General features: G+C 57.6%; 27 protein-coding genes. 21 read left to right on the forward strand and 6 right to left on the reverse strand.

Annotation, left to right across the window (positions count from 1 at the left end; translation table 11 throughout):
• The first annotated feature begins 22 nt into the window (after nt 1–22).
• From KF767_01540 to KF767_01550, 3 genes are all read left to right on the forward strand, one after another.
• On the forward strand, nt 23–664 hold the full coding sequence (locus KF767_01540; GenBank protein ID MBX3016543.1) for a TetR/AcrR family transcriptional regulator: 642 nt from the start codon (nt 23–25) through the stop codon (nt 662–664).
• Nucleotides 665–809: 145 nt separating this feature from the next.
• Nucleotides 810–1,271 carry a hypothetical protein gene (locus KF767_01545; GenBank protein MBX3016544.1) on the forward strand — a complete coding sequence of 154 codons (462 nt, stop codon included), beginning with the start codon at nt 810–812 and terminating at the stop codon, nt 1,269–1,271.
• A 103-nt stretch (nt 1,272–1,374) separates the two neighbouring features.
• Nucleotides 1,375–1,866, forward strand: a complete 492-nt coding sequence (locus tag KF767_01550) for a GreA/GreB family elongation factor (GenBank protein ID MBX3016545.1) — start codon at nt 1,375–1,377, stop codon at nt 1,864–1,866.
• Here the strand turns inward: KF767_01550 and KF767_01555 are convergent.
• The gene (locus KF767_01555) at nt 1,863–2,528 is read right to left on the reverse strand and encodes a hypothetical protein (protein MBX3016546.1); all 666 of its coding nucleotides are present in this window, start codon (nt 2,526–2,528) and stop codon (nt 1,863–1,865) included. The genes KF767_01550 and KF767_01555 overlap by 4 nt on opposite strands.
• A 181-nt stretch (nt 2,529–2,709) precedes the next feature.
• On the opposite strand from KF767_01555, the gene KF767_01560 reads away from it, so the two are divergent.
• The 10 genes from KF767_01560 (at nt 2,710) to KF767_01605 (ending at nt 12,489) form a co-directional block, all read left to right on the forward strand.
• The gene (locus KF767_01560; GenBank protein ID MBX3016547.1) at nt 2,710–3,471 is read left to right on the forward strand and encodes a hypothetical protein; all 762 of its coding nucleotides are present in this window, start codon (nt 2,710–2,712) and stop codon (nt 3,469–3,471) included.
• 9 nt (nt 3,472–3,480) lie between these two features.
• Nucleotides 3,481–4,251 carry a hypothetical protein gene (locus tag KF767_01565; GenBank protein ID MBX3016548.1) on the forward strand — a complete coding sequence of 257 codons (771 nt, stop codon included), beginning with the start codon at nt 3,481–3,483 and terminating at the stop codon, nt 4,249–4,251.
• 135 nt (nt 4,252–4,386) lie between these two features.
• Complete coding sequence (locus tag KF767_01570; GenBank protein MBX3016549.1) at nt 4,387–4,800, forward strand: hypothetical protein; 414 nt, start codon at nt 4,387–4,389, stop codon at nt 4,798–4,800.
• Nucleotides 4,801–4,896: 96 nt separating this feature from the next.
• Nucleotides 4,897–5,382 (forward strand): hypothetical protein, encoded by a 486-nt coding sequence (locus KF767_01575; protein ID MBX3016550.1) that lies wholly within the window; start codon nt 4,897–4,899, stop codon nt 5,380–5,382.
• Between the two features lie 459 nt (nt 5,383–5,841).
• Complete coding sequence (locus KF767_01580) at nt 5,842–6,234, forward strand: TraR/DksA family transcriptional regulator (protein ID MBX3016551.1); 393 nt, start codon at nt 5,842–5,844, stop codon at nt 6,232–6,234.
• Nucleotides 6,235–6,414: 180 nt separating this feature from the next.
• Complete coding sequence (locus tag KF767_01585; protein ID MBX3016552.1) at nt 6,415–8,001, forward strand: peptide-binding protein; 1,587 nt, start codon at nt 6,415–6,417, stop codon at nt 7,999–8,001.
• Nucleotides 8,002–8,159: 158 nt separating this feature from the next.
• Entirely contained in the window at nt 8,160–9,146 is a 987-nt protein-coding gene (locus KF767_01590; GenBank protein MBX3016553.1) for an ABC transporter permease subunit, read from the forward strand.
• Nucleotides 9,143–10,258 carry an ABC transporter permease subunit gene (locus tag KF767_01595; protein ID MBX3016554.1) on the forward strand — a complete coding sequence of 372 codons (1,116 nt, stop codon included), beginning with the start codon at nt 9,143–9,145 and terminating at the stop codon, nt 10,256–10,258. Before KF767_01590 ends, KF767_01595 begins: the two co-directional genes overlap by 4 nt.
• 90 nt (nt 10,259–10,348) lie before the next feature.
• On the forward strand, nt 10,349–11,959 hold the full coding sequence (locus tag KF767_01600) for a serine hydrolase (GenBank protein ID MBX3016555.1): 1,611 nt from the start codon (nt 10,349–10,351) through the stop codon (nt 11,957–11,959).
• Nucleotides 11,960–11,976: 17 nt separating this feature from the next.
• On the forward strand, nt 11,977–12,489 hold the full coding sequence (locus tag KF767_01605) for a hypothetical protein (GenBank protein ID MBX3016556.1): 513 nt from the start codon (nt 11,977–11,979) through the stop codon (nt 12,487–12,489).
• Between the two features lie 43 nt (nt 12,490–12,532).
• On the opposite strand, the gene KF767_01610 is transcribed toward KF767_01605, so the two are convergent.
• The 3 genes from KF767_01610 to leuS are packed head-to-tail and all read right to left on the reverse strand — an operon-like array spanning nt 12,533 to nt 17,344.
• Entirely contained in the window at nt 12,533–12,958 is a 426-nt protein-coding gene (locus tag KF767_01610; GenBank protein MBX3016557.1) for a hypothetical protein, read from the reverse strand.
• A gap of 13 nt (nt 12,959–12,971) precedes the next feature.
• Complete coding sequence (gene speA, locus KF767_01615) at nt 12,972–14,903, reverse strand: biosynthetic arginine decarboxylase (protein MBX3016558.1); 1,932 nt, start codon at nt 14,901–14,903, stop codon at nt 12,972–12,974.
• A gap of 59 nt (nt 14,904–14,962) precedes the next feature.
• Complete coding sequence (gene leuS, locus KF767_01620; GenBank protein MBX3016559.1) at nt 14,963–17,344, reverse strand: leucine--tRNA ligase; 2,382 nt, start codon at nt 17,342–17,344, stop codon at nt 14,963–14,965.
• 93 nt (nt 17,345–17,437) lie between these two features.
• On the opposite strand from leuS, the gene KF767_01625 reads away from it, so the two are divergent.
• From KF767_01625 to KF767_01645, 5 genes are all read left to right on the forward strand, one after another.
• On the forward strand, nt 17,438–18,412 hold the full coding sequence (locus KF767_01625; GenBank protein MBX3016560.1) for a diguanylate cyclase: 975 nt from the start codon (nt 17,438–17,440) through the stop codon (nt 18,410–18,412).
• A gap of 109 nt (nt 18,413–18,521) precedes the next feature.
• Nucleotides 18,522–19,271, forward strand: coding sequence for a tRNA (guanine-N7)-methyltransferase (locus KF767_01630; protein ID MBX3016561.1), 750 nt, complete (start codon nt 18,522–18,524; stop codon nt 19,269–19,271).
• A gap of 19 nt (nt 19,272–19,290) precedes the next feature.
• Nucleotides 19,291–19,581 carry a 2Fe-2S iron-sulfur cluster binding domain-containing protein gene (locus tag KF767_01635; protein ID MBX3016562.1) on the forward strand — a complete coding sequence of 97 codons (291 nt, stop codon included), beginning with the start codon at nt 19,291–19,293 and terminating at the stop codon, nt 19,579–19,581.
• Nucleotides 19,582–19,658: 77 nt separating this feature from the next.
• On the forward strand, nt 19,659–20,612 hold the full coding sequence (gene trxB, locus KF767_01640) for a thioredoxin-disulfide reductase (protein ID MBX3016563.1): 954 nt from the start codon (nt 19,659–19,661) through the stop codon (nt 20,610–20,612).
• Complete coding sequence (locus tag KF767_01645) at nt 20,612–21,115, forward strand: response regulator transcription factor (protein MBX3016564.1); 504 nt, start codon at nt 20,612–20,614, stop codon at nt 21,113–21,115. The genes trxB and KF767_01645 overlap by 1 nt, the downstream gene beginning before the upstream one ends.
• Before the next feature lie 19 nt (nt 21,116–21,134).
• Here KF767_01645 and KF767_01650 read toward each other — a convergent pair whose 3' ends face one another.
• Complete coding sequence (locus tag KF767_01650; protein ID MBX3016565.1) at nt 21,135–21,719, reverse strand: PilZ domain-containing protein; 585 nt, start codon at nt 21,717–21,719, stop codon at nt 21,135–21,137.
• Nucleotides 21,720–21,912: 193 nt separating this feature from the next.
• Here KF767_01650 and KF767_01655 point away from each other — a divergent pair, with 193 nt between their 5' ends.
• From KF767_01655 to KF767_01665, 3 genes are read left to right on the forward strand one after another with little or no spacing between them, the layout of a single operon-like run.
• A complete protein-coding gene (locus tag KF767_01655; GenBank protein MBX3016566.1) occupies nt 21,913–22,110 on the forward strand; it encodes a hypothetical protein in 198 nt (65 codons plus the stop codon).
• Between the two features lie 35 nt (nt 22,111–22,145).
• Nucleotides 22,146–23,045 carry a DUF2817 domain-containing protein gene (locus KF767_01660; protein MBX3016567.1) on the forward strand — a complete coding sequence of 300 codons (900 nt, stop codon included), beginning with the start codon at nt 22,146–22,148 and terminating at the stop codon, nt 23,043–23,045.
• Between the two features lie 43 nt (nt 23,046–23,088).
• Entirely contained in the window at nt 23,089–24,108 is a 1,020-nt protein-coding gene (locus tag KF767_01665) for a hypothetical protein (protein MBX3016568.1), read from the forward strand.
• On the opposite strand, the gene KF767_01670 is transcribed toward KF767_01665, so the two are convergent.
• A complete protein-coding gene (locus tag KF767_01670) occupies nt 24,105–24,506 on the reverse strand; it encodes a hypothetical protein (GenBank protein ID MBX3016569.1) in 402 nt (133 codons plus the stop codon). The two genes, KF767_01665 and KF767_01670, sit on opposite strands and share 4 nt — an antisense overlap.
• Between the last annotated feature and the right edge of the window lie 59 nt (nt 24,507–24,565).

A 24,565-nucleotide genomic window follows, 5' to 3' on the forward strand; every position in this document is an offset into this window, starting at 1 on the left:
CTGGAACTATTCAGCCTGAGACATGAAGACCAAAGACCGGATCCTCCTGACATCCATCGAGCTCTTTAATCGCAATGGCGTGGTCGCCGTAACGACGAACCACATCGCCAAAGAGCTCGGCATGAGTCCTGGAAATCTGTATTTCCACTACGCGAACAAAGAGGAAATCATCCGTTCGATCTTCAAAATCATGTGCGCCGAGACCTACAAACTCTGGCACATGAAAAAGGGCCAGCAGCTCGTGCACCCGCTGGATCTCATCGAAAAGAACTTTGAAATTTTCTGGAAGTACCGTTTTTTCCACAGGGAGATGTACTATCTCCGCCGTAAAGACGCTCAGCTGGGGCGTCTTTGGAAAGCGCACATCGCGAAAATTTTGAAACTGATGAACGTCCTGTACCGTCGTTGGCTCAAAGCCGGTTGGATGAAACCGATCGAGTCGGCGGAAGAGATGAACTTCATCGTCAGCGTTCTGCTCGCGACCGCGAGCACCTTTTTGCAGTTCTTCGAAAGTGCGGATCGTCAGCCGGCGAAAAAGCACGTCGAGTTGGGCTCGATCTACGTGGCCCGCCTCCTCATCCACTGGACGCAGGGCGAAATGCGCCAGGACTTCGAAAAATTCATCGCGAATTCGAAGGTCTCGATTTCGAGCTCGGTCATTTAAATTCTGGACGTTGGTCCTCCTAAAAATTGGGCAGGGCGTCGGCGCTTGGGCCTCGACAAAAGTCGAAGCGGACGCCTAGGCTTTCGGCATTAAAGCCTTCCGGGGCAAGCCTTTGCGGGCCTCGGACTACTCCAAGGAGAGCCTCATGAAAGCATGGATGTTTGCACTGCTCGCGAGCTTGAGCCTGACCGCGTTCGCCGCCGGAAATCCCGATCAGCAAGAGATGCCCATCGAAGACAAGCCCACCATCGAGGGGAGCTGGGAAATTCAAAATCGCTACTGCTACTCGGGCGCGCCCGTGCGCGACGCTTTCGTTCCCGGTCGCGACACCATGGAGCTGATGTTCCGCAACGGCGAGTTCCGTTCGTTCAGCGACGTTCAAGGCTGCATCGGTTATTCGGCGGGCGACTACGAAGTGCGCCGCGGACAAATCACCCTGCACATCATGAAGCAGGTCTCGACCTGTTCGCCGGATCGCTTCCGCGGCACGGTCGTGAACCCTTACCAATTGCGCGGCAATCGCCTGACCGTCACCGTGGGACCCATCGGCTACGGCGGCCCCTGCCCGCAGGGCGACTCGCTCGCCGTCGTTTACCGCCGCCTCTAAAACGGGCGCCGCGGAAAAAAGTCACAGACCTTGCCAGCCGCGAATTTGCACCCAGATTCGCGGTTACTCCTTGGAGATCATTTCCCAGGAGGCGGGAGGTTCTATGAGCAAAGCATTCACTGAAGAAGAAGTCCCGGTCCAAGAGGTTTTCTTTCAACCTCGCGATCTGAACACCGGCACCGACAATTACATCACCCGCCAAGGTTATGAGCACCTGCAGACGCAGGTCCGTCAGCTGGGCGCCGAGCACGAGCTGCTGGCGGCGTCCGATCGCGCGACCGACGAGGTGCGCCTGCGCGAAGTCGACCATCGTTTACAGTTGATGAAAGCACGGCTCGAAACGGCCGTGATTATCGAACGTCCGCAAAAAGAGGACGGACGCGTGTTCTTCGGCTCGACCGTCACCGTGAAGGACGAGGAAGAAGACGAGCACCGCTACCAACTGGTGGGCGTGGACGAAACCGACGCGAAGAACGGCAAGATCAGCTGGATCTCGCCCGTGGGGAAAGCCCTTCTTCGCGCGAAGGTCGGTGACTTCGTCATCGTCAAAACCCCGCGCGGGGAAGAAGAGCTCGAGATCACGGCGGTCAGCTAGTTCGATTTTTGGGGGTATCTGTCTTCACAGATATCCCCGTTTCCACCGTTCAAAATTTGGTTCTCTGAAAGGCCCGTGAGGTTCGCCATCTTTTTGGCGTTCTGTTCGCGGTGCCCTTTCACCCAGTTGATGCCCAGCAGGTTGCAGCCGCCCAGGTTGTACTCGAACGGATAATCCGGAACTTTGATTTTTTCCCGTTCCTTCATACAGCGTTTCATCTCGACCCCTTGTTGCAGGCAGGCCTTCGTGATTTTCATATAGGCGTCTTGCCCCGAGCGGCGGGTTTTCAAGAGCTGCTGCATCTTTTTGTCTTTGTTCGCTTTGATCAGCGCGCGGATCTTGTCGGATTTCTTTTGGGCGGCGTCGAATGAGTCGCCCGCGCCTTGCCGGACGGCAAGGTAGTAGACGTGCGCGGTCGAGTTGCAGACGAAGCTGCGGCCCGCGCAGCTGGCGCGCATTTCCCGAAGGAAGCGCGTATCGCACTCGTCGCGTTTGAAGCCCAGAAGCCCGGCTTCAGAATAGCAGACGTCGTGTTTGAAACACGCCTGGCGGAAATCGAAAAAGCCGGATTTGTCATAGGCGTCCGAGCAGTTTTCGCCGGCCATGGCGGCGAGCGGTGAAAAGAGCAGGGCGATGACGACGACACGACAGAACGCAAACATGGGAGTCCTCCAAAAGGCCTCCCGAACGACAGCGCTTTCAGAATAACGGGGTCGAGTTTCGAAAGCGAGGCCCCCGACCGACATTTCGCGGTCTTTTCACGGATGAAGGACGTTACTTTGGTCTAGGCTCAAACCAGCGCTCGACTTGCGGAAAAAGACCCGCGCGGGCGACAATTTGGACATGAAATACCTTTTTTCGATTCTGACGATTTTGCTCCCGGTCGCCTCTTTCGCGGCGGAAACCCCCTTGGCTTGTGAAGACAAGTTGGCCGTGCTCGAACGCCAAGGCGTGAACCGCGGCGCTTTCCTGCAGGCGCTGAAAAACGTGCGCAGTTACGACACGCCTTCGCGTTACGTGCTGATGGCGCACCTCGGTCGCCAACGCGAAGGGGAAATGCACTTGGTCGATACGCAGACGGGACAGGTGCGTACCTTCAAGATGTGGCACGGCTTTCCCGAAAACCACGGCGAGATATTGAATAAAGAAGCGCACGAAACGACCTACTTCGGCGGGCAACAGTTGCGCTTCGACGAAGAGGACTTCCGCAAATATCACCGCATCAAAACGGAAGTCATCTCGCCCAGCTTGAAGAACAAGCTGGCGGCGCGCGGCGATCGTCCCGGTGGTAACCAAGTGCTGCTGAAGTGTTCAGAGCGCTTTCGCAACAATCCGAAGCGCGCGATTCCCAGCTTGAACGATCCGTGTATGGAGCCGAAAGACGTCGATCAGCTTTTCAATTTGTTGAAAGCTGAGCAAAGAACTTCGACCGCGACGCCCAAACCCAGCGTCGTGATGTTCACTTATCCGACTCGCAATCTGAATAATTATTTGAACCAAGTGAAGCTTGCGAACGATACGCCCGACGTCTGTAAGACGCTCGCGCAGATGCCCGTCGCGCCGACGAATGCGACCGAGAGCGCGCCCGCTGACGGCGTGGAATAAGGACGGCCCATGAAACGTGGATGGTGGCTCTCGCTTTTGCTTTTACCGATTTCCGTTTTTGCCGCCGGCGATCCCAACGCCGCGTGCTCGAACAAGATCGCACAAATCGAGAACCAGGGTGTCCACCGGGGCGCCTTCCTGCAGGCGCTGAAGAACATCGACACGCGCACGGACAAAAGCCCGCGTTACATCTTCATGTCGAAGCTGGGCCGTACGCGCGGACCGGGTGAGCTGCTCGTCGTCGACACCCATACCGGACACGTCACGCCGATCCCGATGACCCACGGGGTTCCCGAGAACGCGCCCGACGTGTTGAACCACCGCCGCGCCTTCGTCATGTATTTCGGTGGCGCGCAGGTGAAGTTCGACGAAGACCAGTACATGAAAACCGGCGAGATCTCGACGGTTCCCGTCTCGGCGAGTCTGCGCAACAAACTCGCGCCCGGCAGCGACGGCGAGCCGCAGCTGATCCAGGGGATTTCGCGCTGTGAACGTTTCGGGCGCAAGAAACAGGCGCTGCAAATGCACCTCGTGAACAACTACTGTTTCGAAAAAGAGAACTTCGATAAAATCCGCAAGCTGATCGAGGACGACGCGAAGGCGGGGAGTGCGCCGCCGCTGATGTTCACTTATCCGACACGTAATTTGGACAATTACCTTAACCAAGTGAAGTTGGCCAACGACGCGCCCAACGCGTGCAAGATCCTCGAGCGGATGCCGAATCCCTCGGTGTCCGCGCCCATGGTGGATTCCGGCTCTTCTCCAGATACCGTTCAATAGTGCCAAACTTTGGCACCCCTTTCGCTATTCCCCCTGCGGGCGGGACGATTCCAGCGATAAAAGCGGGGTCTTCCCAGGGGAAATTTCAGGCTTGTCTACAATGTCGACAGGCCGCGGGTGATGGGGAGTCTAGGCATGAGAGAGATTTTGGTTCTCGGCATTCTGATCGCGGGGCTTTGGGGGAATGAAGGGCACGCGAGCGTACCCTTGGTGGCGCCGAAGGCTTCGGACTGCCGGGCGCTGGTGAAAGAGCTGCGGGCGTTCCAGAACGCCCAATCGTCCCTCATGCGGGGCTTCGTGCAAAAGAACGAAACCCTCGCGGAAACCCTCGATCTATACTCTGCGCAATTCCAAAAACGTAAAGGCACGCTCAAGAAAGGCGACTACGCTTCGCTCACGCAGTCGGCCGATGCGTTCCGCGCTCATGGTCAACGTGAGGCGAATCTGGTGGGACGTTTTGAGACGTCTTCGGGCGCCCTCCTGGACCAAGTGGCCCAGTGTCTGGAATCGACCGGACCCAGCCTTTCGCTCGCGCCGACCCACCAATAGCCGGGCGCGGTTTCTGACGAAACCTCGACTGGCCAAGGCTCGGTTTCTTACGAAACCTCGACTGTTCCCCGACCTTGCCCGTGCCGATGAGAAGTTATGCTCCGGGCCCGGGTCATTCTCGTTTTTCTTTTGTCGCTCTTCTGCGCGAGCTTCGCCTTCGCGCAGGCGTACTGCGTGACGAAGTCGGGCGCGCGCCTGAAGAAGACCGCGAGCGCGAAAGCCGCCACCAGCTGGCGTGTCCCGCGCCACATGCCTTTGCAGGGCACGGGTAAACGCCAAGGCGCTTTCCTTGAAGTCAAAGACGTCGACGGGCAGACCCACTGGGTTTCCCGCAGCGAGGTCACGACCGCGAAAACCTGCGTCGTCGTCCGCGTGCAGCTTTCGCGTCTTCGCCAAGGCCCGGGGAAGAGCTTCCAGGCGTCTCAACTTGGACTTGCGGATCGCTATATGGCGTTTCTCGATCTCGGAGGGGAAGAGGGATGGACGCAGATCGAGGACGAAGATGGCGAGAAGGCCTGGATCTCGATCGATCACATCTGGAAACCCTTGCGTAAAACCCGCGTGAGCTTCGAGGGATCCTAAACTCGCCGCAAACCTCGACCTGCTTTCGTCCGGAAAAGGTCGAGGCCCTCGCGTCCGAACACAACGCGTTGTAAGCTGAAAGACAGAGAGAAACAGAACCTGTTTTAGCCTGTCTCGGCCTTGAATCGCTTTAGGGACAAGCTTTTCTCAGTTTCTGCGCCACATCGTGAGCAGTCAGCGAAATCACCCAAGAAAACCTGGTTTAAGGTCCTGTAAGAATTGTGTTGTAAGTTCAGATCGATTGCTTTTATATAAGCCAGTTCCAAAATGGGTCCACGCGGAAATGAAGCTCCAACGGAAAGGGGCGAACGACCGCAAAGTGGCTCAGGGACTGAAGAAGCGGGCACCCGGGTCGCTTGAAAAATTGAGGGGGACTCAAGTTTTTCAGGGGGCTGCCGATAAGGGAAACCTTACGGGCCATGGTCCAGGTGTGCTTCACAAAAAGTAAAGAAACTGTGCATGGATCAAGGAGGGGAGTTTATGCAACAGATACCGGAAACGCTCATTAAAGAGTGCCGTACCAAATTGCTGACCGCAAAGATGGATCTGCTCAACCGCGTGAAGGAATCGCGCAGTGATCTCCATCAAGAAGACAAAGGCGGCGACGAAGCTGACCAGACCGTCCGCGTTCTGGCTGAAGCGGAGTTTCTGTCGATGCACGAGCGCCTTCGTTTTCAGCTGACTGAAATCGAAGCAGCCCTCAGCCGCATTGAAAGCGGTGGTTTCGGAATCTGCGAAGAGACCGAAGAATACATCGAGCACGAACGTCTTCGTGCCATCCCCTGGACACGCTTGAGCATCGAGGGCGCGGAAATCCGCGAGTCGATGAACAAGAAGTACGCCCGCTCATAACCGATTCTTAGAACAGCCCATGGGTTTCGTTTAAGCGCGATGCGCCATGGGCTGGAGTCCGCGCTCTAAGCCTTGATTCTTCAAAGCTAATGACCCAGATTGCACGCATCTTAAGGGAGGACCTTTATGGTGCGCGCTACCGCGTTTCGGAAAACTGTTCTGTTCACGATTCTGGGTTTGATGGTCGCGGGATCCGCTGCTCAAGCCGCTGTCCCGAATGAGAAGGCCCCGGTGGGCGGCCAATTCACACGCAACCTCAAAGGCGAACCGCCGACGCTGCATCCGGTCATGTCGACCGATGTCTACGCGAGCGATGTCCAGAACTACGTCATGGACACTCTGGCTTCACGCGATCCCCAAACTTTCGAATACAAGCCCCGCATGGCTGAAAAGTGGGACGTTTCGAAGGACGGCAAGGTCTATACCTTCATACTCCGCAAAGATCTGACCTTCCATGACGGTAAGCCCGTCACCGCGGAAGACGTGAAGTTCTCGTTCGATGCGATCTTCGAAAAGGCTTACGGCGCGGCCGAGAAGCAAGTTTACTACGAAGGCATCGAAAAAGTGGAAGTCGTCGATGCGCAAACTGTGAAGTTCACTCTGAAGAACACGTACTTCCAAAACTTCATCGCGATGGCCGAGCTGACCATCCTCCCCAAACACGTTTACGGCGATGTCGACAAGTCGAAGAAAATGACTCGTGAACTCGTCGGTTCGGGCCCCTACCGCCTGGATCGTTTCGACCGCGGTCAGCGCATCGTCCTGAAGCGCTACGACAAATGGTACGGCTTCAACACTCCCGAGTGGAAAGGTTCGAACAACTTCGAAACCGTTGTTCTGCGCTTCGTGAAAGAAGATGCCGTTTCGCTGGAGATGGCGAAGAAGGGTGACCTCGATCTCGAACCCCTGACTCCCGAATTCTTCGAGAAAAAAGCGACGGGCGAGCCCTGGGGCAAGTCGGTCTTCAAGTTCAAAGTCGAAAACTCGGCGCCCAAAGGCTTCGGTTTCGTCGGCTGGAACCTGCGTAATCCTTTGTTCCAAGATAAAAACACTCGCGTCGCCTTGGCTCACCTGATGAACCGCGACGAGATGAACAAGAAATTCCGCTACGGTTACTCGCTCCCCGCAACGGGCCCCGTGTACCAGCAGTCGGAGTACGCTTCGCCCAAAACGAAAGCGATCCCCTTCGACGTGAAGAAGGCGCAAGAGCTGCTCGCGAAAGCGGGTTGGAAAGATTCGAACAAAGACGGCATCTTGGACAAGACCGTCGACGGCAAAGTGCAGAACTTCCGGTTCTCGCTGATCCACGCCAACAAAGATGCCGAGAAGTATTGGACTCTCTACAAAGAGGACATGAAAAAAGCCGGCGTCGACATGGAGATCAAGTATCTCGAGTGGAACTCGTTCTTGAAGATGCTGGATGACGGTAACTTCGAAGCGGTGGCCCTGGCTTGGTCGGGTTCGGCGGACTGGGATCCCAAGCAGATCTGGCACTCGGCCAGCGCGGTTCCCGGCGGATCGAACTTCATCTATTACAAAAATCCGAAAGTCGATGAGCTGATCGACAAAGCTCGTATGGAGCCGGACAAGAAAAAGCGCATCGGAATGCTCCGTAACGTCTACGAGATGATCGCGGACGACGCTCCCTACGCGTTCCTGTTCAACGACAAATTCGCGTTCTATGCGAACTCGAACAAAGTTGAAAAACCGGGTGATACCTTCAAGTACGAAGTCGGCCACTCGTACTGGTGGACCAAGCAGAAGTAAGCTGTTCTTTTCGCGCGGGGTTTAGGTTGAACCCCGCGTCCGTTCTTGGGCAGGGACTGCCGCTCTGTTTTGGGGTTCGTCGATCGCGAAGCGGTGACGTGACTTGGGTTTAGGGGTTCTCCAGTTTGAAAACATTCATTCTGCGTCGATTGCTTTTGATGATTCCGACGTTTTTCGGGATCACGCTGATTTCCTTCTTCATTCTGAATCTGGCGCCAGGTTCGCCGATTGAGCAGAAGATCCAGGCCATGCGCTTTGGCGGTGGTGAAGGCGCGTCCAATACGCGCGGGAACGTCGGCCTCAATCAAGAGGTCATCGAAGATCTGAAGCGGCACTACGGATTCGATAAACCCGTTTACGTTCGTTACGGCATCTGGCTCAAAAACCTTTCGAAACTCGATTTCGGCAACAGCTTCACTTACGAAGAGCCCGTGATCGACGTCATCGTCAGTAAGTTTCCGGTCTCGCTACAGTTCGGGATCGCGACGTTTTTTCTGACCTATTTGATTTGTATTCCCCTAGGGGTCGCCCGAGCGGTGAAGGCGGGGACGGCCTTCGACTTCGGCTCCAGTTTCGTCCTGACGGTCCTTTACGCGGTCCCTTCGCTCGTGTTGTCGATCATGTTGATCGTCTTCTTCGGGGGCGGAAGTTACTACGACTGGTTCCCCATCGGGGGGCTGTTCTCGGATAACTATTTCGACATGACCTTGAGCGAGAAAATTTACGACCGCTTTATTCACATGGTGTTGCCGCTGACCTGCTATCTGGCGGGGGGATTCACCGTGCTGACGCAGCTCATGCGCAACTCGATGTTGGATGTCATGAGCATGGATTATATCCGTTTCGCGCGCTCGAAAGGCCTGCGCGAGAAAAAGGTTCTTTTCAAACACGCCTTGCGCAACGCTTTGATCCCGATCGCGACGGGAATGGGCGGTTTCTTGGGCGTCTTTTTGACCGGCTCGTTCATTTTGGAGAACGTCTTCCAATTGGACGGAATCGGTCGCTTGTCTTACACCTCGCTGCTCGCGCGCGATTACAACGTCATCATGGCGATCATCTTTTTGTCGTCCGTGACCCTGATGTTGGGCCGTCTGTTGAGCGATCTGATCTACGTGCTGGTTGACCCGAGGATTGATTTCAAATGATCGAGAAGCTGATTCGCAACGATTTGAGTTTGAAGCGTTGGCGCCGGTTCAAGAACAGCACCTCGGCCGTGATTTCGGTTTGGGTTCTGCTCTTGATCACCTTCTTCAGTTTCACGGCCGAGTTCTGGGCGAACAATCGTCCGATCGTGATGAAATACCACGGGTCGCTCTATTTCCCCGTTCTGAAGGATTACCACCCCACGGTCTTCGGAATCGACGGTTCGTTCCGCACGGATTACCGAGCGTTGGAGTTCGGCGAAAACGACTGGGCCGCATGGCCGATCGTGCAGTGGGACGCCTACGAGTCGAATTCCCACGTGGACAATTATCCTTCACCGCCGACCTCGACCAACTGGTTCGGGACGGACGATCGCGGTCGGGACGTGTTCTCGCGTCTGCTTTACGGCTTCCGTTACTCGCTGGGCTTCGCCCTGGGCGTGTGGTTTCTGTCGTACGTGGTCGGCGTGATCGCCGGCGCGGTTTCGGGCTTCTACGGTGGCAAACACGACATCGTGTTCAGCCGCGTGGTTGAGGTTATCGAGACGACTCCCGTTCTGCTTTTGCTGATCACCTTGATCTCCATCTTTTCACCGAGTTTGGGTTTGCTGATCGGGTTTACGGTCTTCTTCGACTGGACGGGGATCTTCCACCAGATGCGGGGGCAGTTCCTGCAGCTGCGCCGTCGTGATTTCGTCGAGGCCGCGCGCGCTTTGGGTGCGACCGATCGTCAGATCATCTTCAAACATATCTTGCCGAACGGACTGACGCCCATCGTGACGTTCTCGCCGTTCATCATCGCGGCGAACATCTACTCGCTGGCGATCCTCGACTTCCTGGGCTTCGGGCTGCAAGCGCCGACGCCCAGCTGGGGTGAGCTGATGGCGCAGGCGCAGAAGTACTTCACCGTCGCCGAGTGGCTGGTGTGGGCTCCTTGCGGCGCCTTGGTCATCACGATGACGGCGTTGATCCTGATCGGTCAGGCGATCCGTGATGCTTACGATTCGCGGACTTACATCGGTAAAATCAAAATTCCGAAACCCGCGGTTCAGCAGAAGACCGTGACAGCGGCGGGGGCCGGTCCCTCGGCACCGGCGGCGGGTCGGGACGCGTAGTCGGGGACGCGCAGTCTGGGACGCGCAGTCTGGGACGCGCAGTCTGGGACGCCTAGTCCACCGCTCTATGATTTAGGGGAGGAACTCTCGATGACATCGAAAAAACTCCAACTGAAAAAAACCTCGGGCTTCGCGGGTCGCGGAGCCTTCGCACGGGGCTTGGTGTTGGGGCTTGCGCTGCTTGTGGGGGCCGGAGCTTCGGCGAACGACCTCGTGGCGGAGCGCGCGCTTCATCAGCTCCAGACGCTCAATACGAATCAGTTCTTGAACGAGAAGCCGCCCTTTCAGGCGGATGCCGATGCTTTGTCGTCGTGGAAACCCGAATTTGAACAGTATCTGCAAGGCGTGATGAATGAATACCGCCTGCCGAATATCGCGGTTCAGCTGATCGACCGTCAGGGCGCCATCTGGCAAATCACTCTCGGTCATCGTGACGTCGTGAAAAAGCTCCCGATCACTTCGAAGACTTTGTACGCCATCGGTTCGACATCGAAGGCGTTCACGGGCGTGCTGGCCATGCAGCTTCAAGAGCAGGGCCGTCTCCATATCGACGATGTCGTACAAAAGTATCGCCCGGATTTCGCGGTCTCGGACGTACGCTATTCATCGCATATCACCTTGCGGGATCTGATGACCCACCAAACGGGTGTGGGCCGTCACGACTTGGCTTGGTACCACCGCGCCGGCGAAACGCGGGAGTCGCTGTTTGCGAAGATCCCCTCGCTCGAGATGGGCGCGGCGCCGCGGACGGAATTCATTTATAACAACTGGATGTGGACGACCGCGGGCCTCGTCACCGAAAAAGTGACGGGCGAGTCCTGGGAACAGCTCATGCGCACGCGTCTTTTTATCCCGCTCCGGATGCATTCGACCGTCATGTCGGTCGCCGACGTGCGCCGCTTCGGCGATTACGCGCTTCCTTACGAGGTCGGAAGCCTCGGCGTGAACGCGGTGCCGTTCTACGACATCGCGCCGATGAATCCCGCCGGCGGAATTTTTTCGAATCTCGACGACATGGCCCAGTGGGTGCGTTTCCACCTGAGCGGCGGCTCGCTGCACGGGCAGATGATCTTGTCGCCGGAGGGTCTGCGTGAATCGCATCGTGGAACCGCGGTGATGGGTGGGCCGAACACCTATGCGCTCGGTTGGGGCTCGACGGATTTCGGCGGCGATCAGCTGCTGACTCACGACGGAGGGATCGACGGTTTCGCGGCGAACGTGTCGTTGATGCCTTCGAAAGGTTTGGGCGTCGTCGTTTTGATGAATGCCTCGATCGTGCAACCCCAGGCGGTCGCGCTACGGATCTGGCAACATATCCAGAATATGCCGCTCAAAGATTTCGTCCGCGACACCGCGAAGATGGCGGAAGAGCAGTTCGAAAAGGCCGTGGATCTTTATCCGGATCCGCCCCAAGTCGCTTTGACGTCGGAGATCACTGAGTATCTGGGGTCGTTCTGTCATCCCGCCTATCCGGCGGCGACGGTTCAACGTGGACCGAAGACGGACGAGCTGATGCTGACTTTGTCGGTGCTGCGTTCGACGATCTACCCCGTGGGGGCGGACCGCTTCTCGGTGCGCGGTCAGTACAATGACGGCAAGATCGTCGCGTTCGAGCGCGATGCCAAAGGAGCCGTTACGGAACTGCACTGGAAAATCGAATCCAGCGTGAAGAAACCCTTGGTTTTCAAGCGCTGTCCGTAGTCTTTAGCAGTCTGACGATGAGATTTCTACGCGCGGTTTGTTTTTTGACGGCGGTTTTCATTTTCCCTCTCGCGGGGGCCGAGTCCCCGTCGGGAGACCTCGGCTATATGTTGAGCCCCGAGGCGAAGTCCTTCACGAAAGAAAGCATCGTCGAGATCCAAGGTATCACTTACCGTCGAGTCGACTACCGGAATTCCACTTACTTCTTTCAGCTGATGGGAGCCCAAGGCTCGGCGGAAGATTTGAAGATCTTGTGCGAAAATCCGGACCCGGCGGCGACCGCGCTCGTGCGTGTGGGGGTCAGGGTGATGGAGCGGACCCATGCCTTCGTCGAAGGACTCCAGATGGTTTGTAAGAACGCGCGCGGCGGTCGGATGACGACCGCGTCGGATGTGCGATTGAGCTTGATGCCCGCGCTCGCCGTGGGCTTTACCCTGGATGATGGCGTCGGGAAGTCGATCGCGCCGGGCCTTAAGAACAAGCGACTGATCGTTTGGCCTTATTTCGGCTTCGCGGCGGAAACGCCGTAGTTCGCCTTCGGTTCTGGTTTATTGGCGAGCCTTCGGCTCGGGCTTATTGACCCGCCTTCGGCTTTTCCTCGATCACGCGACCGTCGCGGAAGTACCAGACGCCGCCTTGTTTGCGGAATTTCGAGATTTCGTGATGGACGTGTTCGACGGGGGCGCCGCCGGGTTCGGTCGGCATTTTGAAGCGGGCCTTGAATTCCACGCTGCCTTTGTTGCCTTCGTCGGTGGCTTTGATGATCTCAAGACCGGTGAATTCGGCGTTGTTCGCCCATTCTTCGGTCGATTTGGGATCCCAGTCGTGGCGAGCCTGGGGATCCAGGCTCTCGTAAAGATAATCGATGTCTTTGTGAACGAAGGCCGAGTAGCGCGAGCGCATGAGGGTTTCCGGGCTGTCCGCCGTCGCGTCACCCTTCATGAGGGGTTCGCAACAGTCTTTGAAGGACTTGGCTCGGCCGCAGCTGCATGTGCTCATCGTGACTCTCCCTTTATTCCGGATCTTCGAGGTAAGTGTAGCCCGCAAGACCTTCTTCGTAGTGCTTGATCAGAAGCTTCGCCTCGGTTTTCGTCAAGGTGCCTTTTTGGATGCTTTCCTCGCACGAATTACGAATGGCTTCGACCATATGGGTCTGCGTGTACTGAACGTAACTCAGAACCTCGGTGACGGTGTCGCCGGGGACGAAGTGATCCAGCGTATAGCCGGTGTTGGTCACGGACACGTGAACCGCATCGGTGTCGCCGAAGAGGTTGTGCAAGTCGCCCAAGATCTCTTGGTACGCGCCCGTCAGGAAGACCGCCAGGTAGTAGGGCTTGCCTTCCACATAGGGGTGCACGGTCAGGGTGCGACGGGTTTTACCGGTTTCGGTGTCGATGAACTTTTCGAGTTTACCGTCCGAGTCGCAGGTTAGGTCGGCGAGCGTGCACTGACGTGAGGGCTCTTCGAGCAAACGGTGGATCGGCATCACGGGGAACATCTGACCTACGGCCCAGCTATCGGGGATCGACTGGAACACCGAGAAGTTGCAGAAGTAGGTGTCGCACATCTCGTCCGAGAGCGCCTGGACGATCTCTTCGCCGTCATCGGATTTCTGCGCGAGTTTGATCATCTTCGTCGCGATGGCGAAGTACATGCTTTCGCACCACGCGCGCTGTTGAAGATTCAAAACGCCGTAAGTGAACAGTTGCATCGCCTCTTGGCGCGATTGGCTCAAGTCGTTGAAGCACTCGTTCAAGTTATCGGGATTCAGCTTCTCGTGGATGTACTGCATGTCTTGCAGCACGGGATGATCCGCTTTGGTCGCGGGACGCGGGGGCTCTTTACGGCTCAGGTTATTGACGCCGAGGACGTTGAAGACGAGCACCGAGTGATGCGCGGTCAGGAAACGTCCCGATTCGGTCACGATGTTCGGGTGCGGGATGTTGCGCTCGTCACAAGCCGCTTGCAAGGCCGAGACGACGTCGTTCGCGTACTCTTGTTCCGAGTAGTTGATCGAGCTGTCGGAGTTTCCGGTCCCGTCGTAATCGACGCCCAGGCCGCCGCCGACGTCGATGAATCTGAGGCCATTCGCGCCCATATTGTAGATCTCGGTGAAGAAGCGCACGCCTTCTTTGAGCGAGGACTTGATGCTCGTGATGGCGGGGATCTGCGAACCGATGTGGAAGTGAACGAGCTCCAGGCAGTCGAGCATGTTCTCTTTGCGCAGGTACTCGATGCCTTCGACGACTTCGACGGTGGTCAAACCGAACTTCGAACGGGCGCCGCTCGAATCCACCCATTTGCCCGCGCCTTGCGAATTCAGCTTCATGCGGAAGCCGATGTGCGGTTTCGCATTCAACTTTTTCGCCGCGTTGACGATCAGGATCAGCTCTTCGTAGCGATCGACGACGATGATGGTGTGTTTACCGATCTTCTGCGACAGGATCGCGGTCTCGATGTACTCGGTGTCTTTGAAGCCGTTGCAGATGATCAGCGAGTCGTTGTTTTTCGCCATGGCGAGAACGATCAGGAGTTCGGGTTTTGAACCGCACTCCAGACCCAGGCGACGCGAGGATCCGCGTTTCACGAGCTCTTCGACGAGGTGGCGCTGCTGGTTCACTTTCACGGGGTAAACGCCCGCGTAGTAACCCTTGTAGCTGTGGTCGGCGATGGCTTTCCCGAAGCAGTCGTTGATCAGATCGACGCGGGCTTTGAGGATGTCGGGGAAGCGGATCATGATCGGTACGCGGATTCCGCGGTCGAGCAGATCTTGCGTCAGTTCATGAAGGTCGACGCTGGGGGCATCGGCCGCGCCGCTGTTGTGGACGGCGACATTCCCGGAGTCGTTAATGCGAAAGTAACCTTCGCCCCAAGCGTTGATTCCGTAGACTTCTTCGCTCTGCTGCTTAGACCACTCGCCGGATGAACTGCGGGTTTGTTCCATCGTTCTGATCGCCTCCCATTATAAAAGTCAGCCGCTTCAAGCGGCTGACTAAATATGAATCAGGCGATCAAATTAACGATTTTTCCGGCTTTGTAAATGATCTTTTTCAAGGGCTGGCCGTTCACCGCGGCCGCGACCGAAGCCACGGCCAGCGCGGCTTTGACGGCCTCTTCCTCCGAGGCGTCGAGCGCCAGCTCCACCGTGCCGCGCATCTTGCCGTTCACCTGCACGCCCACGACGGCCGTGTTGTCCACGGTCTTTGCGGGATCGTAGGTGGGCCACGGCGCCAGCGAGACGAGTCCTTCACCGCCCAGGCGCGACCAGAGCTCCTCGGCGATGTGCGGGCCGAGCGGCATCAGCAGCTGCGACAGCGTGCGCAGGGCCGCTTTGGGACGCAGGTTCTGTTTGTACAGCTCGTTCACGAAAATCATCATGGCCGAGATCGCGGTGTTGTAGCTCAGGATCTCGATGTCCTCGGTGACCTTCTTGATCGTTTTGTGCAGGAGCTTTTCCACGTCCGCGGGCAATTCCTGATCCAACGCTGACAATTGACCGTCTTCGCTGACGGCCAAACGCCACAAACGATCCAGGAAGCGCTTCACGCCGTCGATCCCGTTCGTCGCCCAGGGCTTGTCCTTGTCGGTGGGACCCATGAAGCAGATGTACAGACGGACGGCATCTGCGCCGAAGCTCGCGCGAACGTCGTCGGGGTTGATGACGTTGCCGCGAGATTTGGACATTTTCTCGCCGTCGGGGCCTAGGACCAAACCTTGGTGGAAGAGTTTTTGGATGGGCTCATCGTGCGAAACAAGGCCCGCGTCGAAAAGCACCTTTTGCCAGAAACGCGCGTACAGCAAATGCCCCACGGTGTGTTCGGCGCCGCCGACGTACAAATCCACGGGCATCCAGTACTTCTGCGCTTCGAAGCTGAACGGTGCCGAGTTGTTTTGCGGATCCGCGTAGCGCAGGAAGTACCACGAGCTTCCCGCGGACCCCGGCATGGTGTCGGTTTCACGTAAGACGCCCGCGCCGACTTCGACCCAGTCCTTCACTTTCGCGAGGGGGGCTTCGCCTTTATCCGAGGGTTCGTAGTCCGCGACTTCCGGGAGCACCACGGGGAGCTCCGCCGTGGGCACGGGTTTCAGGCCGTCTTTGGTGTGCAACATGGGGATGGGCTCGCCCCAATAGCGTTGGCGCGAAAACAACCAGTCGCGCAGTTTGTACTGCACCTGGCGCTCGCCGAGTCCGCGTTTTTGAATTTCCGCGACCGCTCGGGTGATCGCCGCCTCTTTCGCGAGGCCGTTCAGGAAATCCGAATTCACGAGCGTACCGTCGCCGGTGAACGGCAAATCGCCTCCATCGAGGACGCGGTGAACGGGCAGGCCGAATTTGTGCGCGAATTCGAAGTCGCGCTCGTCGTGGCCGGGGACGGCCATGATCGCGCCGGTACCGTAATCCATCAGGACGTAGTCGCTGATCCACACGGGAATTTGTTTGCCGCTGAAGGGATGAATCACGTGCGCGCCGGTGAAGACGCCGGTCTTCTCGGTCGCGGCTTTGCGGTCGACTTCGGATTTTGAGGCCGAGACCTTCACGTACTCGTCGACTTGCGCTTTGTGCGCGGCGGTCGTGATCTTCGCGACCAGCGGGTGTTCGGGGGCGAGCACCATGAAGCTCACGCCGAACAGGGTGTCGGGGCGGGTGGTGAAGACTTTCACTTTGTCTTCCTGGGATCCGTCGACGGCGAAGTCGACGAGCGCGCCTTCGGATTTACCGATCCAGTTGCGCTGGCCTTCCTTCGTGCGCTCGGGCCAGTCGATCTTGTCCAGATCGGCCAGCAGGCGCTCGGCGTAGTCGGTGATCTTCAGCATCCACTGCTTCATGGGCATGCGGATGACGGGGTGACCGCCCCGCTCGGATTTGCCGTCGACGACCTCTTCGTTCGCCAGCACCGTCTTCAGTGCGGGACACCAGTTCACCGGCACTTCTTTTTGGTAGGCGAGTCCCTTTTCGTAGAGCTTCAGGAAAATGAACTGCGTCCAGTGGTAGTACTTCGGATCGGCGGTCGAAATCTCGCGCGACCAATCGAAGCTGTAACCGAAGCTCTGCAACTGACGGCGGAAATTCTCGATCGCTTTTTGCGTCGTGATCGCCGGGTGGATGCCGGTTTGGATCGCGTACTGCTCGGCCGGCAGACCGAAAGCGTCGTAGCCCATCGGGTGCAAAACGTTGAAACCGCGCACGCGTTTGTAGCGCGAGATGATGTCGGTCGGGGTGTAGGAGGCCAAGTGTCCCACGTGGAGACCGGACCCCGACGGATAAGGAAACATATCGAGCGCGTAGTACTTCGGCTTATCCGACTGGTTCTTCGTCTTGAAGGCCTCTTGGTCGGCCCAGACCTTTTGCCATTTAGAATCGATCTCGTTGTGGGGATAAGCCATTTCGCCTCCTGGGAAGCCGCCTCTACGTTCGAAAAACCCGACTCGCGGAAAGCCGAAATTTTGTCGTAAAATATGGATAAGGCAAGGAATTTCATGCAGGAAGCGGTTCGCAAGGTACGTCGGATTCTGGTCGTCGATAACGACCCCGATAGCCTTGAAATTATCTCGGAGGCACTCAGTTGGGAAGGCTTTGCCGTCCAACGCACACCTTCGGGCAAAGAGGCCCTCGAGCTCATTCAAAATTGGGAGCCGGATCTCATCGTTCTCGAGCGCAACATGCCGCAGATGAACGGGCTTGAGGTCATTCGCGATCTGCGCCGCAAACTCAGCTACGTTTCGATCATCTTCATGTCGGGCGACGCTTCGAGCGAGGCGGTCATCGAGGGTTTGGATGCGGGCGCCGACGACTACGTGGCGAAACCTTTCGATCCTTTGGAGCTGCTCGCGCGCGTGCGGGCGCAGATTCGGAACAAGGATCTGCACGATCAACTCCGCTCGGCGAATGAGCGTCTGAAAGAGCTCGTCGATACCGACGATCTGACCGGACTTTTCAATATGCGCTCACTCTTTCAGCGCCTGGAAGTTGAGCTTGAGCGCGGTCGTCGTTACAACCGCCAAGTCGCGGTCGTGATGCTCGATATGGATCATTTCAAATCCGTGAACGATGGCCACGATCATCTGTTCGGTTCGTTCGTTTTGAGCGAAGTCGGCGCGATCATTCGTCAGTCGATCCGCTCTTTGGATATCGGTGCCCGCTACGGCGGCGACGAATTCCTGATCGTGTTGACCGAAACCGACGCCGAAGGAACCAGTAAATTTTGCGAACGTCTGCGCAAAACCATCGCGAAACACCACTTCGTCAGCGGCCCGGACTCCATGTACCGCACGGCCAGCCTGGGCTTCGCGATCACCCACCCGGGCCAAGCCGGCGTGGACCCCCGCTCCCTCGTCCGCGCCGCCGATATGGCGCTCTACCAAGCCAAACACGCGGGCCGCAACTGCGTCCGCCAAATGCCCTTCGAGGCCCCCGCCGAATCCACCACCACCTCCGGCCGCAAAGCCGGATAGGGTACCATCTACCCTGCTGAGCAGGGTAGATGGTACCACGTACCGCACGCGGTACATGGTACCTGACGCGGGCTTGACGGGGTTGGGGCTGCGCTTTAAAGACTTTGCCATGGATTTGAACAGCCGGGATGCGGAATTGGCGGACGTTTTTGAGGTCGCAGATGGGAACGAGTTTCGTCGGCCCCAGATCGTGAAGGTCAGTCAGCTGCGCCATCACAATCAGTATACGATCGCGCTCGAAAACGAGTACCGCGACTATGCGTTCAATGAAGAGCGTGCGCCGTTGAATCAAGGCCAATGGCGTTCGCAGATTTTCAAGATCGCGGCGGACGCGCCTGTCGATTTGGAGATCGGCACCGGCAATGGCGTCAACTTTCGCAACCGTTGTCAGAAAGAGCCGAAGCGTTCGCTCGTTGGCCTGGAGCTGAAATTCAAGCCGCTGATTCAAACCATCCGTGGCGCGCGTCGCCTGGGGCTAGAGAACGGCCGCATCTGCCGCGCCCATGCGTTCAACATCGACACCATTTTCGCCGAGGGCGAGCTCAATCACATTTTCATGCACTTCCCGGATCCGTGGACGACTCCGCGCAAACCGAAAAACCGCATGGTCAACGAGCGCATGGTGAAGGTGTACGAAAAGCTCCAGCGCCCGGGTTCGGAGTTCGAGCTGAAAACCGACAGCGAAGAGTATTTCCGCTGGGCCGTGAAGCATTTCGAAGAGTCGCCTTACGAGCTTCTGCAATACTCGGAGGACTGGCACAAAGATCCGGCTTCGACTGGACTCGTGCGCACGCAGTTCGAAAATCTCTTCGCGCGCCAAGGGCTTCCGATCTACTATGCGAGATGGAAGCGCCCCTAAGCCGCCCGGAAAGGCGACGATGCCGAGAATCCGCCTGCTGAAAAATCCCGACAAAATCATCGAGGTCCCCGCGGGGACCAATCTCATGACCGCATTGATTGACGCCGGGCAACCGGTGGCCTCCAGCTGCGACGGTGAGGGCGTCTGCGCGAAGTGCCGCATGCAAGTGCATGAGGGCATGGAGAATCTGAATCGTCCCAACGAGCTCGAGGAGTTCCTGGCGGAGCGTTACGAGCTCAAAAAGGGAGTCCGCATCAGTTGCCAATGCGAAGTGCAGGGCGACGTCACGGTTCACGCCACCTATTGGTAACCGCGTCATGCGGGGGTTCCGGGTGATCGCACGCGGAAAGCCTGATAACCTGCCCCCCATTCAAATTGGGGTGTTTCATGGCAGACGCGACTTCGAACGCAGCGGACAAAGTTGAAAACGTAATCATCATCGGCTCGGGCCCGGCGGGATTGACCGCGGCGGTCTACACGGCGCGAGCGCGTCTGAATCCGCTGATGATCGAAGGCGAAGAGGCGGGCGGCCAGTTGATGACCACCACGGAGGTCGAAAATTATCCCGGCTTCGAACACGGCGTGACCGGTCCGGCGCTCATCGAGGTCATGCGTAAGCAGGCCGAGCGTTTCGGCACCCGCTTCATGACCCGCAACGTGACCGCGGTCGATTTCTCGCAGCGTCCGTTCAAAGTGACGGCGGGGAAACACACCTACTTCACGAAGAGCATCATCATCTCGACGGGCGCGAAGGCGAAATACCTGGGCCTCGAGTCCGAGCGCAAATACATGAACCGCGGCGTTTCGGCCTGTGCGACCTGCGACGGCGCGTTTTTCAAAGACGTGGAGGTCGCGGTTGTCGGCGGCGGCGATACGGCGATGGAGGAAGCAAACTTCCTGACTCGCTTTGCGAAGACCGTACATCTGCTGCACCGTCGCGATACCTTCCGCGCATCGAAGATCATGGCCGAGCGTACGTTCGCGAATCCGCAGATCAAGATTCACTACAATACCGAAGTCACCGAAGTGAAGGGTGACGATCGTGGCGTGAATGGTCTGGTCCTGCGTGACACCGCGAACGGCACCCAGCGGGAAATGCCGGTCCAAGGTCTGTTCTTGGCCATTGGTCATAAACCCTCGACCGATCTGTTTAAAGACGTGATCGAGCTGGATGAAGTCGGGTACATTAAGACGAAACCCGGAAGCTCCTACACGAATATTCCCGGGGTTTTCGCGGCGGGCGACGTTCAAGACAGCGTGTACCGTCAGGCGATTACCGCGGCGGGAACCGGCTGTATGGCGGCGATCGACGTGGAACGTTGGCTGGAGGCCAATCATTAATGGCGAAGAAAAAGATCAACACCGCGGACCTGGTCAGCAAGATCGAAAAAATCACGCGCTCGCGCATGCTCTCCAGCCCCGTCGTTGAACTTGATTCGTTCCGCGATCTGAAAAAGAAGGCCGAACCTAAAGTCATTCTCGTCATTGAAGACGACGAGACCATGCGCAAATCCCTGAAACGGATCTTCGATGCCGACGGTTACGTCGTAAAGCTCGCGGCCGACGGCCCCGAGCTTTCGGTGGCGCTCGATGACGTCCCTCCGGATCTGATTTTGATGGACGTGGGATTGCCGTGGATGAACGGCTTTGAGCTCGCGCAGCTCTTGAAAGACCACCGGGACCTGAAGTCGATCCCGCTCGTGTTCGTGTCGGGGAAAACGTCCGATGAAGATATGAAGCAAGCCTTCGATATCGGCGCCGATGATTACATCAAGAAGCCCTTCGACATCGACAAGCTACGCAAGACCGTGGCGACCTTGTTGAAGGTCAACCAGCAGGGCTAAGCCCGCGCTCGCAAGTGGATTAAGCCACAATCAGTTTCGGATCGAGAGTTTTCAGCAGCTCATAAAGCGCGTCTTGCACGTTCTGCGCGGCGCTGACGAATTTCACGCGGTCACTGGGACCCGAGTTCGTGACGGCTTCACCTTTAAACATCATGTACTGCTTCTGCTGCGAATCCTCGTCGATGAAGAGGATCTCGATTTTACCGTATTGAAATTCCGTCGGAAGCGCGTCGCGGAATTTCGCGCCGCCCACGCTGATGTTCAGCGTGCTGGTGCGGAAGCTGCGATTTTTGCAGTAAACGACGACGCTCAGCTCTTTCGCGTAACGAGGAGCGATCCGTCGGCGCGGTCCCGCCGAGTCGACGAAGTCCTTGACCAAAGCCTCGACGCGCACGGCCTCGGAAGCCTCGGCGCGCAATTGGCTGACATCGAACTCATTGAGGTTTGCGGCATGGGGAGGCGACGCGGGACGCACGCGAATCGTAATCTCGGTGATTTCGGTGCGCTCTTCCGGCGCGTGGACGGTCACGGACGACTCCGTTTTGGTTGTCGTCTGATCATCGGAAATTCGGGCTTTGCGCGCCGAATACGAATTCATTGGCATTTTTCCCCCATCGGAAAACCCCGGTGCCCTCAGACTCCAGTTTAGGGCCTCTGGCGCGTCTTTTCCGCTCCGGCGTGGGGTTTGGCTCAAATCGACGCAGACATTCGTGACGGGAGTGTTTCACGGTGAAACTCAATTCATTTGAACCGTCCCGTCAAAGCCGTTAAATTGGACAGACCAAGGAGAATCCCGCGTGCTCAAGTTTCTGCTCATCGCAGTCGTCGTTTTTTTCGTAGTCAGCGTGCTGATGGGCCGAAGCCCGTCGCGAGCGCTGGGCCGCGTGATCGGACGCTTCATGGGGGGAGTGCGTGAAGGAATCGACGCGTCCGGTGATCGCCGAAACGAAGGTGAAGTGATCGACGTCAAGGGACGTGAAAAGGATGTGCGATGATCCGCGCTCTGGGGACGATTCCGTTTTATTTACTGATGGCCGTCGCGGCCTTGGCCGAGACGAAGAACGCCGCGCCGGTGGATGCGCAAAGCGTTCCGGTCGTCACGGCGCCGACGGGCACGGCCGCGAAGGCGGTTCCGCGTGGCGTGAGCGATTTGCCGAAGTACTGCTTCGACACGCTGAAAGCTTTCCCCGGAAAATTCGACGCGAAACTTTTGAAGGCGGCGTGCGCAAAAGTGGAAGTCTTCGACCAATGCTTCAGCGCGAAGGGTGATCCGATTTACCACTACAACCGCGCCGGCAATCACAAATCGAATCAAAAAATTCTGGTGTTCTCGCTGATTCACGGTGACGAAACACCCGCCGGTGCGGTCGGCCGCTTTTGGATGGAGCGCTTGGATGGCATTGATCCCCGCAACTCGTGGCGGGTCGTCCCGATCTTGAATCCTGACGGGGTCGCGCTGAAGACGCGTACGAACGCGAACAAAGTCGACGTGAACCGCAACTTCCCCACGAAGGATTGGACCGAGAAGGCCCGGGACTACTGGGTGAAACAGCAAAAGTCGAATCCACGCCGTTTCCCCGGTGATGAGGCGGCCAGTGAGCCCGAAACTTTGTGCGCCCTGAAACACATCGAGGATTTCAAACCCGATTTCGTGGTTTCGATTCACACGCCGTTGAAGGTCCTCGATTACGACGGCCCGAAAGTGAAACCGCCGAAGTTCGACTACCTGCCCTGGAGGTCTTTGGGGCATTACCCCGGGTCCTTGGGGCGCTATTTGTGGTTCGAGCGCGAGACCCCGGTCCTGACGATGGAGCTTCGCGAAGACCTGCCCAAAACGACCGGACCTTTTACCCAACTGCAAGACATCATCGGTTTACTTGTGAGTTTGGAAGAAACGAAAGAGAAACCCAAGCGCGTGAGCGATCAATAGATCTTCGCTTGGAACCGGGCCCAAAAGTCGTCAAAATAAAATCATGATCCTCGCAATGCTCCTGAGCCTTGCCGTCCACGCCCAGCCTCCGCTTTGCTCTCCGCAAGGGGGCGCGCGTTTGTCGCCGAATACGCCCTATGACGCCAACGCCGCCGCGCGGGGCGGATCGCCGCAGAAGGCCCGTCAAATCAGCCAATGCCCCGAAAACGAAGCTTTAGCCGACGTCGAGAACAAAGCCGGGAACGTGCGCGTGCAGTCCGGCCGCGAGGCGCCCGCACGTCTGACGCCCATTGATCTTTCCCAAGCGCGTTCGATTTTCCAGCGCTTGAAAAACGATGCCCGCTACAGCTTCGCGAATCCGGTCGACGGTTGCTTCGCGCGTTCGCACCTCGTGGCGGCGGAGCTGCAACGCGAGGGTGTGGCTTCGGCCAAGGTGTGGCTGCACGAAGCGCGGGGCCGTCGTTTGCGCGTCGAGCGTGACGGGCGTCGTTTCGAGTGGGAGTTTCACGTCGCGAATTTGATCGCGGTCAAAAAGAACGACTGCGTGGAGCTGATGGTGCTCGATCCCGGGGTGGCCGATGAGCCCGTGACGATCGAACAGTGGCGGGCGGCGCAGATCAAACACGCGCCCGATCAGGCGACCCGTCTACAGATCTCATCACGTTTTGATTACGAGCAGGGGAGCGGTCGCGCGAATTGGAACTGCACCCACTTCGCCGCCGCCCGCGAGGCCAATGAGCAATTTCTGACTCCGGCGGCGGGCACGGCTCCCGCGCCCAGCGTTCCCGGTAAGGGCGGGGTCAGCCGTTGGCTGCTCATGGGATCGCTGGTCCACGCCGCGGAAGAGAACGTCTATTCGTTTGAAGGCGTGATCACCCGTCTGGAGTCGAAGGCTGAGCTGATCGAAATTTTGGTTAAGGGACGAGCGGCCTACTACCGACTGGCGCCCGATCACGCGCGGACCTTGCAGCGCCTTCGCGACGCCCATGCCGAAGGCAAAACCGTCCGCTTCACGGTTCGGCAAGCCTCGGCGCAAGTGACCGCGGTGCAAGTTCTTCCTTAGTGCAATTGACCTGAGTTCAGAGCCGAGTGGATCTGCTGGTTGCGCTCTTTGTTGTCCACGACCTTGTCGTGAATTTCGATCAGGGTCGCGAGCAGATTGTCCTTCGCTTTACGAAGTGCCGCGAAGATATCCGCATCCAAGCCTTCCGCTTCGAGTTTCGTTCCATCCTCGTGAAGGGTGATCGAAATGCGGTACATTCGGGCCAGCTCCGCCTTCGGGGGGAGGTCGCCCGCGTCTTCTTTTTTCCGCAACGCAAGAGGATCTTTCGCGATCACGGCCACGGTCGTTTCCGGCGTCGTGTACGGCTCAAATTCGCTCAGAATTTGGTAGATGTACGATTTGACCTCGGGACCTACGTTATCCAGGTCCAACTGAGGGCCTAAGGCATCTTTTTCCATCGGAACCTCCCAGTGCTTACAGGATACATTGAGTCCGAAACAAAAGGTGGCAAGTCGAA

Source organism: Pseudobdellovibrionaceae bacterium (genome assembly GCA_019637875.1).
Lineage (GTDB): Bacteria > Bdellovibrionota > Bdellovibrionia > Bdellovibrionales > Bdellovibrionaceae > JAHBUW01.